The organism is Vibrio viridaestus (assembly GCF_003856525.1).
Taxonomy (GTDB): Bacteria; Pseudomonadota; Gammaproteobacteria; order Enterobacterales; family Vibrionaceae; genus Vibrio; species Vibrio viridaestus.
On sequence record NZ_RJVQ01000002.1, the window covers coordinates 167,724 to 184,780 of the forward strand.

The window sequence follows — 17,057 nt, forward strand, 5'->3', positions numbered from 1 at the left end:
CATGGGAAAAAAATATTTATTAGTGGGAAATCATAGCTGTTCTAATCGAGGAGATGCAGCAATTACGAGAGGGTTGTTGGAGACCTTAGAAAATTTATATCCCGACAGTAAGTTTGATGTATGTTCCCGTTTTTCCTATGGAGCAAGTCAAATCCTAGAGCGAGAAGTTATTCAAGATTCAACAGATACTGAATCTAATATTATTTATCGCTTAATTAGGAAAGTGAGTAGAAAGATAGGTTTAGACTACATTGTACTGTTAGCTATTTTTACTACTTATTTAAGACCATTGAAGATCTTTTTACCCACGTCGTTTAAAAAGATGGTCAATTTAATGTCTAAATATGATGGAATAATTCATGTAGGGGGATCTTTTTTTGTCGATTTATATGGTTTATCTCAATATCGACTTGTAATGTGTAGCATTTTAGCTAAGAAAAATGTTGTTTTAATTGGTCACAGTATCGGACCTTTCGACCAGGTGATCTATAAAAGATTATCAAATTTTATCCTTAATAAAGCAAAGTTTATATCATTACGAGATACCGATAGTGTTAAGTTGATTCATTCCTCTATCCCAACATTAAAATATGAAATGGGAGCAGACACTGCATTTTTAGTCGATTCTAAAACTCAGTTAAACCAAAAACAAGACAACCTAATTGGTTTTACTTTTAGAAAACTGGCCCCTTTTGACGTAAGGTTAGGCATAAGCCAGAGTCGCTATGAAAATGTTATGGCGAGCGCTTGTGCGACTCTTATTGAAAACGGATATTGCTTGAAGTTTCTGTCAACATGTACAAGTTTTGATCACTATCATAATGATGACAGGATCATTGCCGAACGAATTAAAAGTCTAATTCCTATCAATCTGCAGAAAAACGTTGAAGTCGTGACGGACGAATTGACCGATATGGACCTTGGTCGCGAAATTAGTAAATGTAAATTGCTAGTCGGTACTCGTTTGCATAGTGCAATTATAGCAATGAACTTCGGGACACCTGCGATTTCTATATCTTACGAACATAAGGCGAGTGGCTTGTTCGATTTTATGGACTTATCGGAGCTTTCTTTCTCTCTTTCACAAAGCTTTAATCAAAATCAAATCATTTCAAGAATAGAATCTGTTTTATTAGATTATGAGGCTTGGGCACAGCGTGTTGAAAACTCGACATGCCAACAGAGAAGAATCGCTAAAAATAGTATTGATGATGCTATAAGTACCATAAATGATGATTTTTAGAAGCGCGAGTTGGCATCTTTTAAGCAACATTATAGGAATGCTCATTGGTATCGCACAGATATCCATAGTTAGCCGAGCTTATGATATATCGCTATTTGGGCAGTTGAGTATCGCGTTGGTTATATTAAATATTGTTCAAAGTGTTGCCGATATTGGAATGTCTAATTACTTGGTACATGTGAAAAATGTATCAAAAGAATTAATATCTTCGGTTTTTTGGCTTAGCGTAGCAAGCGGCATTTTTTTCGGTGCTATTACGGCTGGAGCCGCGCCCATAATATCTAGTCTGTATAATTATTCATCTCTAAGTTATTTTCTTATAATTGTAGCGTTATCATTTCCTTTTATTGGTGCTATTGGTACGTTTCAAGCGGGAAGCATCAGAAACTCAGAGTTAGTCAAGTTGGCCAAAGTTGAGTTGTTTTCTAAGGTGATAGGTTTCCTTAGTTTTCTACTAATGATCTATTTAAATTTAGGCGCAGAATGCCTTTTAGTGGCTAACTTGATCGTTTTAGCTACTAAGCTAGTGGTGCTTTATGCTTCATCTAATCATGAATTTAGGCCTTGTTTTAATTTCGGACATTCTGATTTGAAAAAAGCTCTGCGCTATGGTCTGTTTCAGGTTGGCTCTCAGATTATCAACCAAATTCGGTTAAATTTAGATGTGTTAGTTCTGGGGTTTGTAGTTCCAGCGACTACATTAGGTTATTACAGCTTAGCAAAACAATTAGTATCGAAACCAGTAAGTTTGATAAATCCAATTATTGGGCGTATTGGACTAAATCAATTTGCTATGAGTCAAGGTGATATTAGCAAGTTGAAGCAGGGGGTTTTAAATGCGCTAAAGATAAACTCTATTTTGCTTGGACTTATATACTTCTGCTTTATACTCCAATCGGACCAAATTGTTACTCTATTCTTTGGACAGTCAAATATTGAGACTGATTTATATATACTACCACTAGCACTATTTTGGATGGCTAGATACTTGGTTGGTGCCGTAGTTGGTCCTTTAGTACAGGCTATTGGTAGAACAGATAAGGACTTCTTCTGGAACTTACTTACATTTCTCGTATTCCTCTTTATTGTAGTAATTAGCTCTCGCTATGGTGCACTAGTGTTAGCAACATCGCTCTATATTATGCAAATGGTCTTGTCATTTGGTGTTTATCTCTACTTTTATAGAGAGTTGGTTGGCATAAATATGAAAGAATTTATTAGTAGTGTGATGTTTAGTCCAATACTGGCGTTTTTTACATACGCTTTCTTGAAAATCTTGAACGTAAAAAATGTTTTTGAATCAATAATTAGCAGTGTTCTAGTTACATCAGTTATATTTTTACTATTTTATTCGATTTTAATTTATGTTTTTAATCGCTCATATTTTGTCAGAGTGAAATTATGAAGGTAGCAATACATACAAATCAGTTTCCAGTGTTGTCTGAGACTTTTATTATTGACCAAGTCATATCTCTAAAAAAAGCAGGTATTGATGTTGTGGTTTTTACACAAAAGCTGAATAATTCTATTCATCAGGATAAGATGAAAGACATTGATATTAATAATGACATTATAGTCATAGGAAGTTTGAAATTAAAACCCTCTCAAATTCATATATTTATGATTAATATCTTGGTAAACATCGTCTGCTATTGGAAGGCTTTGATTGGCATATTGTTTACTAAAGGTAAGTTTCGAATGAAAACTTGTCTTTTATCTGAGTTGTCAAAAAGTAATTCATATAGAAATATAAATGTTCATATTTCTCATTTTGGGGATGTAGGAATAATGACTGAATGGATGAAATTAGTAGGCAAGATTGAAGGGGATACGCTAGTCTATTTTCACGGGGCAGATATGAGTAATACTAAAGCTCTCGAAAGTTTGGTTCCGTTATATAAAAAGTATCTATTCTCATCAACAAATAAGTTACTTCCTATTAGCGACTATTGGCGCAACAAATTAGTTTCTTGGGGTGCAAATCCTGAAAGAGTAAGTGTTCAGCATATGGGGGTTAATATTAATCTCATACCAGAGAGTACACGAAAGCGTAGAGTATTTGAAGATTGCATTAATATTATACAGGTAGGTCGCTTAATTGAAAAGAAAGCTATTCTTGACTCGATAAAGGCTGTTATCCAGTTTCACCGTTATTTCGACGTAAAGTTCCTTATAGTCGGAGACGGCCCTTTGAGAAAAGAAGCTGAATTCTTAATCGAAGAAAATAATGCGTCAAGTTATATTAAGTTAATAGGTGAAGCATCTCACGAAGCTGTATCTTCAATGCTAAGTTCTAGCGACGTATTTCTTTTACCTAGCGTAACAGCTACAAACGGAGACCAAGAAGGTATCCCCGTAGCGCTAATGGAAGCAATGTTACACGGCTTAGTCGTCGTGTCTACTTACCATTCAGGTATTCCTGAGCTGGTTCAAGATAAAATTAATGGCTTTCTAGTAGATGAGCATTCACTTGATGGTATTACTGAAGCATTGAGTACTATTAAAAACTTATCGGGATGTGAAATAGATATGATAAGAGCTAATGCTATAAACACGATCAAAGAGAAATTCGATAGCGAAGATCTAAGTAGTACATTGATCAAACATTTTTTAACTAAGAAAATTGAAGTAAGTAATTCGGCTGTTTCTTCTCAAAGGGATAATATACATGGGTTCAAATAAACGTATCAAATATTACGGAGAGGAGTCATCTGTTCCTTCAAAGTTGTTTGATCTATTTTGGGTTGCGCTTATTCTAAATCTATTAGCTCAATTTTATACTCAAACTTTTAGCGTACTTTACCAACTAGCTATGTTTTTTGTGTTATTTGTATATTACGTAGTGGCAGAAGTCGCTGGTGTATATAAACCTAATAGATATACATCTTTTACTCAAACATCCATTGGTATACTAACTACTTGGAGCGTATGTGTTGCGACGTCGCTAGCAATAGCATTTTTTGTTAAGGTATCTGAAGAGTATTCAAGAGTTGTGCTTGGCGGATGGTTTGTGGTTACCCCTGTTGTTTTGATTGCTTGGCGGCTCGTATGTCGCAAATTATATCGATTTCTTCGTTCTACAAGATCGAAACGCGAGAAATCTATCATCATAGGTGCGACGAGCAGCGGTCTACAGTTAGCAACTGAACTTAAAGACAAGTACTCAGAAACAGAAATGTTAATTGGTATATATGATGATAGGGGCTTGGATAGGATTGGGAAGATACTGCCAAGTACTCTAAGAGGAAGAATTTCAGATGCACTTTTATTAGCGAAGCATCATAGTGTCGACAATGTATACATCGCTCTACCAATGGAAGCAGCAAAGAGAATTAAAGATATACTTAACGCATTTTCTGACACAAATGCGAAAGTTCATATTGTCCCTGATTTTTTCATTTTCGATTTAATGCAATCAAGAGTTCGTTCCGTAGGTAATATGGTTACTGTTAGTATTTTTGATACACCATTTTACGGATTTACAACTGTGGTTAAACGTCTAGAAGATATTTTCATAGGCTCAATCATATTAGCACTTATCAGTCCAATATTAGTAATAATAGCTATAGGCGTTAAGTTATCTTCTCCGGGCCCAATCATATTTAAGCAGGAAAGATATGGCTTAGATGGTCGACTTATCAAAGTCTGGAAGTTCCGCTCGATGAAGTCAATGGATAATGGCTCGGTGGTAAAACAAGCCACGAAAAACGACCCAAGAGTTACGCCGTTTGGAGCATTTATCCGCAGAACTTCATTAGACGAGCTACCCCAATTTATAAACGTTATTACAGGGCAAATGTCCATTGTTGGACCAAGGCCACACGCGGTAGCCCATAATGAAGAATACAGAGGTTTAATCAATAAATATATGCTTAGACATCATGTTAAACCAGGTATTACCGGTTGGGCACAAGTAAATGGATTTAGGGGTGAAACTGACACACTTGATAAAATGGAAAAAAGAATAGAATACGATCTACTTTATATCCAATCATGGTCATTATGGTTAGATATGAAAATCATATTCTTAACGATTTTTAAGGGATTTATAGGTAAGACAGCCTACTAATCGAATTGGACAATGTTTAAGGTTAAGACACAAGAAATGTATAATATGTTGACTAGGGCGTTAGTACCTTTATTTATGGGATGTTTCCTATGGCTTATCTCACTTAATAGTTGGGCTGGTGAGTATAATTTAGCTGCTGGAGATACGATAAAAATATCTGTTTATGGAGAGGAAGATTTAACCTTCGATGAATACTTAATTGACGGTAGTGAAACAATCGATTATCCGTATTTAGGCAATATAAGTCTGCATGGTAAAACTATACAGAAGTTACAAAATTATATTACTAGTGGTCTAAAAGGGACTTACCTCGTAGATCCAAAGGTCACAGTGAGTATAGTGAAATACAGAAATATTTATGTTAATGGAGTCGTTAATAGGCCCGGAGGTTATGAGTACCAACCTGGTTTGACAGTTCAGAAGGCTATTGCACTTGCGGGTGGTTTTTTAGCTAGGTATCGGAAAACTCGCGGCATATATTTAACGAAAGATAGTGAGATTGAAGGACTTTCGCAACAGCAGATCGAAGCCTTTTTAAAAGATAGACCTCAAGTTGATTTAAATGATCCAGTAGGACCTGGAGATATCATTTACGTCGTAAGCTCATTTTGGTAAGTAGGTAATAGGAATGCAACAAGTATTTACTAAGGCAACATCGCCAGAAGAAGATGCTATTGATATACAGCATTATATAAAGTTGATATATAGTAATTGGTTAAAAATAGCGTCATTTACGGTGTTAATTACTATAATCGCAGTTCTAATTGCTTTACAAATCACACCTAAATATACAGCAACGGCAACCTTACTTATTGAGTCTAAAGAAAAGCAAGCTGTTACCTTCGAAGATGCCTTATCATTAGATTCTAATAAGCAAGAGTATTACAATACTCAATATGAAATTTTAAGGTCATCGACTATTGCTGAAAAGGTAATTAAAAAACTCAATCTAGATCAGCTCAAAGAGTTTAATCCATCTTTAAGCAACGAGGTGGGATTTTGGGATAAGGTTAAAGAATCGCCATTATTTGCTTCGTTATTAAAGAAAGAGGAAGTGAATGAAGAAGATAAAAATGAGTCGGTTCGTCAATCAGTTATTAATGCTGTAAAAAGCAGACTTACTATTTCCCCTATTAGTAGTACACATCTTGTTAATATATCCTTTGAATCTAAGGATAGAAAGCTAGCTGCAAAAATTGCGAATGAGGTTGGTTATGCCTATATAGAAACCAATTTAGAATCCAAATTGTCAGCGACCCAATATGCTTCTAGTTGGATTACAGGTAGGTTAAGTGATTTGCGTGATCAATTGTCTAAGTCAGAACAAGCGCTATCAGACTTTCTGATTAATGAAAAGCTAATAGATGACTCTGGTATACAAACATTAGCAAGCCAAGAACTCGCAAATCTTACTAAACGTTTGGCAGATGTTAGAGATCAACGCATAGAAACTGAATCTGCGTATTCAGCGCTTACATCAGGCCATGTTACTGATGTAGGTAGCTTGTCATCAATACCTGCTATTTCACAACATCCGCAGGTTATTGCGATTCGTCAGGCTGAACTAGCAGCAATCAATCAGGTTAAAGAGCTTAGCAAGCGTTATGGTCCGAAGCATGACAAGATGATTCAGGCACAGGCTAAACTCGACTCTGTGGAAGCGCAAGCGAAAGATGTTACTGAGAAATTGATTGCGGGTATAGGTAAGGAGTTGCAAGCGCAACGCAAGCAAGAGCAGCTACTTGAGAAGGAAATTAACGATAAAAAATCAAATTTTCAGACCCTGACTGTAAAACGTAGTAAATATGAAGCGTTACAGCGTGAAGTTGAAACAAATAGAGAGTTGTTAAATACATTTTTAACTAAACAGAAGGAAACTAGTGCTACAGAGGATTACGATTCAGCAGTAGCTCGTTTTACCGATATGGCAGCTGTTCCTCAGTATCCTAGCAAGCCTAACAAGAAACTAATTGTTGGATTTGCAACGTTTGTTAGTATTTGCTTTTCTATCTTTATTATTCTTGTCAATGACTTATTAAAAAACAGTATTAGCACTGAGAAGGGATTAGAAGATAAATTTGGTTTTCTTCCTTTGGCTTCTGTGCCAAAAATTAAATCAAAACGATTTGCTAAAAAGCCAATAGATAGCAGCATCTTTGGAGAGGATAAAGAAAGTATATTTTCTGAGTCTATTCGTTCGATAAGAACTTCCTTAATGCTATCAAACATTAATAAATCACATAAAACTATAGCAATAACATCTTCACTAGCAGGGGAAGGTAAAACATCAATTGCTGTAAATATGGCACAATCATTTGCTACGATCGAAAAAACGTTGATTATAGATTGTGACCTCAGAAAACCTAACTTAGCTGAGCGTTTTGGGTTTAAATCTTCGCAACAAGGTCTGACTAACCACTTAGCTATGGGGACCGCTATTGAGGACTGTTTATACCAGGATTCCAAAACGGGTCTAACAATCTTGCCGGCAGGTATGTTTAGCGCTAATCCTCAAGAAATTCTATCCTCTGCGAAGTTTAAATTGATGCTAGACAATTTAGCAGACAAGTTTGACCGAGTTATTTTAGATACTCCACCGACTATACCTGTTAGTGATACTTTAATTATAGGCAAAATGGCAGATTCAGTTTTGCTAGTAATAAAAGCTAATGAAACTAAAATTAATACAATCAGAAAAACTATTAATAAGCTTATTAGTCACGATTTAGTGATTGATGGAGTTGTATTAAACCAAGTCAGTGAAAGAAGTTCAGCTGATAAGCACTATGGCTATTATGGATATGGTACTTACGGCAAGAATGCTGAATGATGCTTCAATCTAAAAATTGGCTTTTCTGTAGAAAAGCCAATTTTTTATTTCTGGCGAAAATTGTATAAGGTGTGACTATTAATCTATGAGAATTCTTCATGTTGCAGAAACTGTTGTTGGCGGAATTGCCACTTATCTGAATTTCTTAGAAAAAATTCATGATGATGAACAATCGATCCATAATGTTTATCTACTTCCAGACAGTCAAGCAAAATATATTAGTGGTGAAATTGTTACTTTTAAGCGTGATTCGAGAGGGCTTTCGGCTATTTTACAAATGATGCTGGCCTTTATTAAAACATATAAAAAAGTAAAGCCTGATGTGATTTTTTTACACAGCTCATTTGCTGGGTTAGTTAGATTGATTGCTATCTTTAATCCCGAAATAAAGAGTAAAATAATATATTGCTCTCATGGTTGGTCTTTTGATATGGAAGATAAAAAGCCATTGTATCTTAAGATCTATGCAAAGATAGAACGATTCTTAGCATATTATTGTAGGACAATAATATGTATTTCAAAATACGAAATGGAGAGAGCTAAACAAGTCAATATACGCAACGATAAACTATGTGTTGTATATAATTGTGTCGATGACAATGTCTCCTTATTGGACAATGTAGATAAAGATAAATTTAAACTAGATAAAAATAGAATTTATTGCCTTTTTGTTGGTAGAGATAGCAATCAAAAAGGTTTCGATCTTCTTCCAGCAATATCTGAATTTTTGCCTCAAAACATGACGATTTTAGTTGTTGGGAATTTGAAGGAGTATGAGAGTAACGAAAAAATACAGCATTTTGGGTGGTGTACTAAATCTGATGTAGATTACTTACGTTCTAAGAGTAAATTTTTACTCATACCATCTAGGTGGGAAGGATTCGGCTATGTTGTAGTAGAAGCATTTAGGCAAAATCTACCAGTTATTGGTTCAAATAGAGGCGCACTTCCTGAATTAATTAGAGAGGGAAAAGACGGATTTATATTTGATCTGTCTGATATATCGAGTATAAAGCCTAAAATTGACCTTATATTAGACGATAAGATTCACCAAGAAGTAAAAGTAACTATGGCTGATAGATATAAAGATTTCTCTTTTGATAAATTCAACCTAAATATTTTAGATATCTACAATAAAGTGGCTAAATAATATGATAACAATTAATACATCAATATCTACTTCGGCCGGTGGAATCGAGGCTCTAATTAGAAGTTTTCATGAGATATTCAACGAGAAGGCAACAGAGTATTATTTTACGTCTAATAGTAAGGAGATATTCGAAAGAGTAGATGGAGTATTATATAGCCAAGTAGGTGAAATTAACTCAGGCAAATTTGCGAAAGTAGTATCAAAGATTAGACTATATATCACTCTTTTATTTGGATTCTCTTTTAATCAGAAGATTTTTATATTTCACCCAACAGATCTATTGTATATCCCACTGCCCACCATCTTGTTGAATAAGATTATACTTGTACAAACAAACCGGCTAGATGTGACTTTCACACGTTTAGGTAGACTCGGGATGTTTCTTAAAGGCAGATTTGTCTATAAATATACAGTATATACAGATCTAGATAGAACAGATTATATTAAAGCTTTTCCAGGGCTAAAAAAAGAAAAAATCAATGTAATCCCTAGAGGGTGTAGAATACCTACAGCTACCACTCCTTTAAATATTAGTAGAAAATTGGTTACAATTGCACGAATTAATGAAGATCAAAAACGCTTCGAGCAAATGATAAAAGTTATGGAACACCTTCCGAATGACTATTCACTAACAATATATGGTGAAGGGACTGCAGATGAAGTCACTAGATTAAAAGAAAAAATTGCTAGTTCACAAGCTAATATTACGTACGCTGGTGGTGTATCGGACGTAACCCAAGTGTTGAGATTACACAGTATATTTATTATGACATCTGCGTATGAAGGTTTTGGACAAACACTCATTGAGGCTCGAAGTCAAGGGTTACCCATTGTCGTATATGATACTTTTACTGCTGTGAATTGGGTGGTAAAAAATGGAAAAACTGGATTTATTCATGAGTTTGGTGACTATCAGTCTATGTGTTCAAGTATCGTAACTCTTGCAACAGACGAAAAGCTATATAACGAAATGAGTTCATCTTCTCTTAAGTTAGCTGTTGAGACAGATAACAGCGTTGTTAAAGAGCTATGGAGAAATATTTAATGACTCATGATTTGTCTATTATTATTCCCTGTTTCAATAACCAGAGTGATATTGATAACATAACTTATCGTCTCATGTCCATTAGGGACAACAGTGAACTACAATTTGAAGTTATCATTATTGATGACGGTTCAGAATTACCTATATCAGTTGCTGACGAAGTTGCTAATAAATTAAATCTCAAGTTAGTCCATAAAATTAATGAAGGAGTTTCAAAGGCTCGAAATACCGGACTAGAATTATCAAATGCTGAATTTTGTGTTTTCATTGATTCTGATGATAATGTTGATGATAAATTTTTTAGTATAGTAAATGACGCCATTAAAACGACTGATATCGATCTTGCATATTTTCCTTATCGCATAATTAAAAATGGTCAACCCACTTTAAGAGGTAGCGACGTTGTGGGGTCTAGTATAGGTCATAATTTATTAAAAAGTATTTTTTTAAAGAAAACGTTTTTTCATATTTGCTCTTTTGTATTTAAAGTGGAATTCTTAAGACGTAATAATCTTAAGTTTCACGAAGAAATAAGGCTGAGTGAAGATGTCCTATTCGTTGTTTCATGTTTGAGTAAATCGAAGTATATATTCGCATCAGAGAATGCATATTTCAATTATATAGATAATTCAGTGTCAGTGATCAATACAGATCAAGGTTTAAAAGAACTCAATCATTTAATAGCATTTTCTGAAATCAAATCTTTAGATGTATCAAATCTTAATAAGAGTAAAAACTTTTTTATTTTAACATGCTGTATAAATCTACTTTTTAGAGTTTTACGTAGAAAATCTAGCGATAAAATGATAAAAAAAACGGTTCTTACTGAGCTAGTGAACTTCTCAAAATCAATCGGTCCATCTACAATAAATTTGACAACTTTCCGTGGTGCAGTTGTATTTACTTATATAACTGCATTACGTTGTCATTTAGGGCGATTTATTATTTATATAGGACATTGATGTGAAAATATTATTATTGCTCGTTTCAATATTTTGTTTATTTGAAAATACGTCCTTAATGTCAATTGGTGGAGTTTATACTGCGTCTTTAACATTTTTATTATTTCCTATTATCGTTTTAATTGGTTTCTTTAAGTTTGTATCTGGTAAGACTAATAAACCACAAAAGATACTCGTTATTTCTTTTGCTTTTTTGGTTTTTTATTCTTTAGTTCTAGCCTATTTTTATGTTGGTTCAAACTATTTTTCTTTTTATTTGGATCGAGGGGTTAGATTGATTTTAATAGGATCTAATATAGCAATAGTCTCCTTTTTTCTACTGTCATTCAGTTCTTTTTATATTAGAAAATCTTATTTTTATATAGGGGTGAGTGTCCTAGTAATTTTAATTATTAATGTAGTGGCACCATCTATTGTTAATAATGTTAGCTTTTTACAGGGTACACCTGCTTATTCCCCAGACCGATTGCGTGGATTTACTTTAGAAGCAAGTACATTTGGATTTCAACTATGTGTAGGAATACTAATGCTTAGTTGCTACTTTAGGTTAAGTATCTCTTATGTGATTCCTATTACTATGTCGTTATTAATTCTTACTACATCTAAAGGTGCTCTATCGTCGTTACTTCTTGCTACTGGAATTGCAGTCGTTATTAACTCCCAGAATAAAGTTTTAAAAGTATTCGTTGCAGCTTTGAGTATAGTTGTTGGAATATATATATTCCAAACATTATTACAAAGCCAGTTCACGTCAGATATTCAGAAGTATACGAGCGTAAGCACACGTGGAACTATGATTCTTACAGCTGTCTGGTCATTATTTTATAATCCTCTTGGGGTCGGTTTTTTCGGCTACTTTGACTCAATATATACTAACGGCCCGCGCGTTATCTCCGTTTTATCTCATAATTTTGTAAATCTTTTTAATTTCAAGGAAGTAGCAAGTTACTTTATATGGGGCACTGTGCAATCAGTTTCAACCAAAACATTTTTCTTTGATTGGGTTATTTATTTCGGCCTGTTCACTGTTTTTCTCTATACCAAGTTTATCGCTTTGTTAATTAAACAGGCAAAAAATGAGGGGATTGTCCAATTAGTAATGATTGTTTTTGTATTGTTATCAATTACGTTTTACGTACCTCTTGATGGCCGCTATATTGCTCTTTTCCCTATTATGTACCTGTATGTTAAGTCGCGAGAAACGCGTTCACGGATAGAAACTGATGTCTAATGAAAAGCTTAAAACCTTTTTTATGTATTTTGTAATGCTTGTCAGTATTTTCCTGGTTGTAGTATCCTTCCGATTTGGAATCGCTGATTTGTATAAAGTTGCGTTAGAAAGACAAATAGGTTTTTATAATAAGTATACGATCCTTGGGAAAATTGATAGTCCTGACAGATCTCTTCCGACTATGATGGCTTTGCAAAAAAGCCTATTGGGATGGAACAGCCTAAGTCCAGAGCATAATGTATTATCTGCTAGACTAGAAACAGATTTATTTTTTGATAGTATTAGTTTGTCACCAGAACAGAGACGAGAGCATCTATCATCAGCGCTCAGCTATTACGATAGAGCAATTAAAGCACGTCCACTTTTTCCAGATACATATGTCCGTAAGGCGTATGTCATGCTATACGCGAAAATGGATAAACAAGACATCCTTAGCGAATTAGATTTAGCCCATAAGTATGGCCCCTATGAGATTATTGTCGCTCAATCAACCATTGATATACTATTCCAACTGTGGGATCAGCTTAGTACTTTCGGAAAAAAATCGGCGATCGATGTAATTCTCCATCCAAATAGATACGGTTTTAATAAGTATACTTTTGATGAAGCTGTTGCGTCATCGCCCAGCAAGACTAAAATTTGTCAGCTTGCTAATTTCATGAAGAAGTATATAAAATCATGTCATTAACGTTATTTGTTTTAGTTTTTATTTAGATTGTATCAATTTTAGCTTTTTATTTAGGTAAATTAGTGTGGTTGTTTTTAGCTTAGAGCGATTTTGCTTTTTAATAACAGTAGTGCTTTTATTCTGGTTACCTCTTCCTCTTGGTAGCTTAAGAGCATGGGCTTGGTCTCTTGCTGAATTCGCTATCGCTATTCAAACGATATTAGTCCTTATTTCCTTTAGAAATTGTGTTCCCTTCGAACGACTAAAAGCGGGCATGTGGCTGTTGGCTCCGTTGGCATTGTTCCAAGTATGGGTCTTAATACAGATTATTCCAATACCTGGGAGTCTGCTCTCTCTTGTTTCTCCTAATGCCTATGATGTGTATGCTAATATGCTTGGCGAGCATTCTTATTTTATATCGCTTGATCCCTATTCGACATTTATGGATTTTCTCAAAGGACTTGCGTATTCGCTTTTTGTTTTTAATAACCTGATTCTTATTTCAACGCCGAAGCGAATACGAATTGTTCTATATATTTTGGTCTTTTCTGGCTTTTACCAAGCAGTGTATGCAACTTTAGAGGTATTACTGCATGTTAAGCATACTTGGATTCTAGGTTTGAATCAGGGAGAAAAGGCAAATGGCACATTTGTATACCACAATCATCTAGCCAACTATCTTTTAATGACTTTGTGTATGGGATTTGGGCTAATTGTTACACAGTTATATCAAACTCCATCGGGGAGTTGGTTTGTAAGAATACGTAGATGGACGGAGTCAGCACTTTCTAGAAAGATGTTCATTCGTCTCTGTTTGGTTGTCATGGTTATTGCCCTCGTATTAACAAGATCTCGTATGGGTAATACAGCTTTTTTCCTTTCTAGTATCCTTACCGGAATTACTGCTCTTATTTTTTATAAGCGCATTCCAAGGTCTCTCATTATATTAATTGTTTCAATACTAGCTATAGATACATTTATTATTGGTAGTACATTCGGAATTGACAAAGTAGCTCAAAGAATCGAAGCTTCATCGGCACAGACAGAAACTAGAGATGAAGTTGTTAAGTGGGGACTAACTATCGTTAAGGATTTCCCTTTAACAGGTACTGGATTAGGAAGTTTTTATTCTATCTTTCCTAAGTATACTAAATATAACATTGGCTATTATGACTATGCGCATAACGAATATCTGCAGTTCGCGATTGAATGTGGTTTACCTGCATTATTATTGCTAGCTTTTATCGTACTAATGTCACTGTTTAAGAATGTCCAAACTATATCTAAGCGTAATAGTAAAACTATGAAAGGCACGGCTCTTGGTTGTTTTATGGCTATAGTCGGTATGATGATACACATATCTGTTGACTTTAACTTACGCCCACCTGCTAACGTAATCACTTTTCTTATTATTTTGACGCTATCAGCCGTGTGTGCTCATATTCCAGCCACTAGAAATGAAAAATAAGAAGCAATAAATCTTAATGTTGAGAATGTCTCACTGTTTAAGTCAATATCATTGTGAGATGTTCGATTAAAGCAACTATTTTAATTAAAGTAATGCTCATTCTGGCATCGATTTTTTTCGAACACTGTCATGTCAATAGTCGTATAAAGGACCTGGGTTTTAAACCTGATAATATTTATAACATTACCTCAGAATAATACGGAGAGAGGAAATGAAAAAAAAGCTAATTGCTATAGCTGTGGCTATAGGCGCTAGTAGTGGTACAGCTCAAGCGGCAGAAGTCTACTCAATGAATGGTGTAACGCTCAATTTATATGGTGAAGTTGAAATTCAATACATCAAAATTCAGGATCCAGATTATCAATCTGAGTGGAATTTGGACGAGGCAAATTTTGGTTTTGATTTACAATATGAAATGACCGAAGACCTTACAATGGGTGCCACTCTTGGAATTGATGCCAATAATACTGATTTTGACGGTAGTAGTACGGATAATGATGATGTCACTCGTACGGATACATACGGAAAAATCGTCTATAAAAAGTCTAACACATTCACTTTTGGTACTCAGTCAACCATATTAGACGATGCAGGTATTGGTCGAGATTACGCATTTGGATTTACTTCGTATTACGACAGGATGAATACTAGTGGAGATCAAGTGCTTAAGTATAAATACGACGGTGGGGAAATTTTCTACGGAGGTATTTCCTACATGCAGTATCGTAATACTACTGCAAGCGACCATGATACCGGCGACTATCAGACTGATGGAAGTATAGGCGCGCGTATCGAAGACATAAATCTAAGTGCTTTTGTTGCTGAATCTAAGACACAAGGACTTGATGGACTAACTTACGTATTACAGTCTGAGTATACCTACGGCGATTGGAACTTTGCCGCAACATATGGTAATACCAAAACCGAACAGGGCAGTGGCAATGCTGATACTAACTCGCGTATCTATGGAGCCACTGCGAGCTATTTCGATGGTGGTAGGCTAGAGTACGCTGCTGGTTATTCAAATGTGGATACTACAGGAAGTACGACAGCTACTAACAATAAGGAAACTAACGACTTTTATGTAAACGTGACTTATACTTTAATCGATGAAGTCGCTGTATACGCTGAGCTCGGAGTCTCAGATGATAAAGATGAAACAACAGGTTATGTAATTGGCTTAGACGCTGCGTTTTAATTTATCATTAAGTTTGTTATTAAGTGAGCCGCATTTTTGTGGCTCTAATTTTAGGTGCCTAAAGTAATGAGAAATTCTATAATTTTTATAATTGGTTTTTTACTCACATTAAACGCGAATGCTTCTATGCTTGAAGTATCAAGTAACGTCGATGTTCTTGCTATTAATGGGAAGGCTGTCAAGGAAAAGCGTCAATATGAACTAGAAAATACAAAGAACCAATTGGTTGTACAATACGTAGAGGCGCTTAGAAATGGTTCTACGACAAAGAAATATCAGTCAAAACCATACGTACTAGAAGTATCTTCAGTAAATGGCGATATGAAATTATCCCACAAGTCCTATCTTAATTACTCAGCTGCTGATGCTGCTTTTCGTAATAATATCAATGGTTGGACTTTTCAAAATAAAAATGGCGACTCTATTGAGTTAAATATGAGTGTGCTACCTAATGTATCGAGCATAATGCCATATCAAGATATTGAAAGTACAGTAAAGCAATATAACACTAATAACCAAATATCTGAACTTAATAATGATGCTCAAAGTGTCGAATACACAAATATAAGTATGAAAGATGTAAAAGTATGGTTCCTTAATTCTTCCCAACAAGATAGAAAAGCTATTTTGAAATGGATGATAGAACAGTAATTTTGTATCTATGTTTAATTCTATTTTGGTTTTATGTTCGGGTAATATTTGTCGTTCCCCTTATGCGGAAGAAATGCTGCGAACATATTTAAGTGGTAAAGTTATAAACTCTGCAGGTCTAATCGTTGAACGATCTGGCTTGAGTGGTAAACCGCCTGATGAATCAGCTGTTAAAGTTGCGTTGCAAAAGAAAATTAACTTATCAAATCATCGTGCTCGTCAGGTTACAGAGTCTATGATCAGAAATTCTGATTTGATTTTAGTTATGGGGAATGACCATATAGAGATGATAAATCAACAGTATCCGTTTGCTAGGGAAAAAACCATGTTGCTTGGCCAGTGGATTGGCATAGGTGATATCGAAGACCCGTATCAAAAGGATTTGGTAGATTTTATCAGTTGTTTCAATATCATAGATAGTGCCGTTTTTTCTTGGGTACGAAAATTAACTTAATTTTATGCTTAAATAGTTGGTTAGTTATTATGGATATCAATCGAAGAGAATTAGTCAAGTTCGGCTTAAGCTTTCTTTTTATGCCGACA

The 17,057-nt window shown here is 34.8% G+C and carries 15 protein-coding genes; all 15 read left to right on the forward strand.

Features of this window, described 5'->3' with window-relative positions; all coding sequences use genetic code 11:
* Position 1: 1 nt before the first annotated feature.
* Positions 2 to 1,243: a polysaccharide pyruvyl transferase family protein gene (locus EES38_RS04515; RefSeq protein ID WP_124935999.1), complete on the forward strand. Its 1,242-nt coding sequence runs from the start codon at positions 2 to 4 to the stop codon at positions 1,241 to 1,243.
* Positions 1,230 to 2,648: an oligosaccharide flippase family protein gene (locus tag EES38_RS04520; RefSeq protein WP_124936000.1), complete on the forward strand. Its 1,419-nt coding sequence runs from the start codon at positions 1,230 to 1,232 to the stop codon at positions 2,646 to 2,648. Before EES38_RS04515 ends, EES38_RS04520 begins: the two co-directional genes overlap by 14 nt.
* The gene (locus tag EES38_RS04525) at positions 2,645 to 3,925 is read left to right on the forward strand and encodes a glycosyltransferase (RefSeq protein ID WP_124936001.1); all 1,281 of its coding nucleotides are present in this window, start codon (positions 2,645 to 2,647) and stop codon (positions 3,923 to 3,925) included. The genes EES38_RS04520 and EES38_RS04525 overlap by 4 nt, the downstream gene beginning before the upstream one ends.
* Positions 3,912 to 5,312 (forward strand): undecaprenyl-phosphate glucose phosphotransferase, encoded by a 1,401-nt coding sequence (locus tag EES38_RS04530; protein WP_124936002.1) that lies wholly within the window; start codon positions 3,912 to 3,914, stop codon positions 5,310 to 5,312. Before EES38_RS04525 ends, EES38_RS04530 begins: the two co-directional genes overlap by 14 nt.
* A 12-nt stretch (positions 5,313 to 5,324) precedes the next feature.
* On the forward strand, positions 5,325 to 5,927 hold the full coding sequence (locus EES38_RS04535; RefSeq protein ID WP_243694151.1) for a polysaccharide biosynthesis/export family protein: 603 nt from the start codon (positions 5,325 to 5,327) through the stop codon (positions 5,925 to 5,927).
* 13 nt (positions 5,928 to 5,940) lie between these two features.
* The gene (locus tag EES38_RS04540; protein ID WP_124936003.1) at positions 5,941 to 8,142 is read left to right on the forward strand and encodes a GumC family protein; all 2,202 of its coding nucleotides are present in this window, start codon (positions 5,941 to 5,943) and stop codon (positions 8,140 to 8,142) included.
* An 85-nt stretch (positions 8,143 to 8,227) separates the two neighbouring features.
* Positions 8,228 to 9,292: a glycosyltransferase family 4 protein gene (locus tag EES38_RS04545; RefSeq protein WP_124936004.1), complete on the forward strand. Its 1,065-nt coding sequence runs from the start codon at positions 8,228 to 8,230 to the stop codon at positions 9,290 to 9,292.
* Between the two features lies 1 nt (position 9,293).
* A complete protein-coding gene (locus tag EES38_RS04550) occupies positions 9,294 to 10,337 on the forward strand; it encodes a glycosyltransferase (RefSeq protein ID WP_124936005.1) in 1,044 nt (347 codons plus the stop codon).
* On the forward strand, positions 10,337 to 11,299 hold the full coding sequence (locus EES38_RS04555; RefSeq protein WP_166434209.1) for a glycosyltransferase: 963 nt from the start codon (positions 10,337 to 10,339) through the stop codon (positions 11,297 to 11,299). The genes EES38_RS04550 and EES38_RS04555 overlap by 1 nt, the downstream gene beginning before the upstream one ends.
* Position 11,300: 1 nt before the next feature.
* On the forward strand, positions 11,301 to 12,530 hold the full coding sequence (locus tag EES38_RS04560) for a hypothetical protein (protein ID WP_124936007.1): 1,230 nt from the start codon (positions 11,301 to 11,303) through the stop codon (positions 12,528 to 12,530).
* Positions 12,523 to 13,218: a hypothetical protein gene (locus EES38_RS04565; protein WP_124936008.1), complete on the forward strand. Its 696-nt coding sequence runs from the start codon at positions 12,523 to 12,525 to the stop codon at positions 13,216 to 13,218. The genes EES38_RS04560 and EES38_RS04565 overlap by 8 nt, the downstream gene beginning before the upstream one ends.
* Before the next feature lie 64 nt (positions 13,219 to 13,282).
* Entirely contained in the window at positions 13,283 to 14,665 is a 1,383-nt protein-coding gene (locus EES38_RS04570; RefSeq protein ID WP_124936009.1) for an O-antigen ligase family protein, read from the forward strand.
* A 211-nt stretch (positions 14,666 to 14,876) separates the two neighbouring features.
* Entirely contained in the window at positions 14,877 to 15,863 is a 987-nt protein-coding gene (locus EES38_RS04575; protein ID WP_124936010.1) for a porin, read from the forward strand.
* A 66-nt stretch (positions 15,864 to 15,929) separates the two neighbouring features.
* On the forward strand, positions 15,930 to 16,514 hold the full coding sequence (locus EES38_RS04580; protein WP_124936011.1) for a DUF2057 family protein: 585 nt from the start codon (positions 15,930 to 15,932) through the stop codon (positions 16,512 to 16,514).
* Between the two features lie 10 nt (positions 16,515 to 16,524).
* On the forward strand, positions 16,525 to 16,968 hold the full coding sequence (locus EES38_RS04585) for a low molecular weight protein-tyrosine-phosphatase (RefSeq protein ID WP_124936012.1): 444 nt from the start codon (positions 16,525 to 16,527) through the stop codon (positions 16,966 to 16,968).
* Positions 16,969 to 17,057 lie beyond the last annotated feature (89 nt).

Bases quoted from the DNA above. Each gene is read 5' to 3' on its own strand.
- EES38_RS04515 (WP_124935999.1), top strand. From the start codon at position 2: ATGGGAAAAAAATATTTATTAGTGGGAAATCATAGCTGTTCTAATCGA.
- EES38_RS04520 (WP_124936000.1), top strand. From the start codon at position 1,230: ATGATGATTTTTAGAAGCGCGAGTTGGCATCTTTTAAGCAACATTATA.
- EES38_RS04525 (WP_124936001.1), top strand. From the start codon at position 2,645: ATGAAGGTAGCAATACATACAAATCAGTTTCCAGTGTTGTCTGAGACT.
- EES38_RS04530 (WP_124936002.1), top strand. From the start codon at position 3,912: ATGGGTTCAAATAAACGTATCAAATATTACGGAGAGGAGTCATCTGTT.
- EES38_RS04535 (WP_243694151.1), top strand. From the start codon at position 5,325: ATGTTTAAGGTTAAGACACAAGAAATGTATAATATGTTGACTAGGGCG.
- EES38_RS04540 (WP_124936003.1), top strand. From the start codon at position 5,941: ATGCAACAAGTATTTACTAAGGCAACATCGCCAGAAGAAGATGCTATT.
- EES38_RS04545 (WP_124936004.1), top strand. From the start codon at position 8,228: ATGAGAATTCTTCATGTTGCAGAAACTGTTGTTGGCGGAATTGCCACT.
- EES38_RS04550 (WP_124936005.1), top strand. From the start codon at position 9,294: ATGATAACAATTAATACATCAATATCTACTTCGGCCGGTGGAATCGAG.
- EES38_RS04555 (WP_166434209.1), top strand. From the start codon at position 10,337: ATGACTCATGATTTGTCTATTATTATTCCCTGTTTCAATAACCAGAGT.
- EES38_RS04565 (WP_124936008.1), top strand. From the start codon at position 12,523: ATGTCTAATGAAAAGCTTAAAACCTTTTTTATGTATTTTGTAATGCTT.
- EES38_RS04575 (WP_124936010.1), top strand. From the start codon at position 14,877: ATGAAAAAAAAGCTAATTGCTATAGCTGTGGCTATAGGCGCTAGTAGT.
- EES38_RS04580 (WP_124936011.1), top strand. From the start codon at position 15,930: ATGAGAAATTCTATAATTTTTATAATTGGTTTTTTACTCACATTAAAC.
- EES38_RS04585 (WP_124936012.1), top strand. From the start codon at position 16,525: ATGTTTAATTCTATTTTGGTTTTATGTTCGGGTAATATTTGTCGTTCC.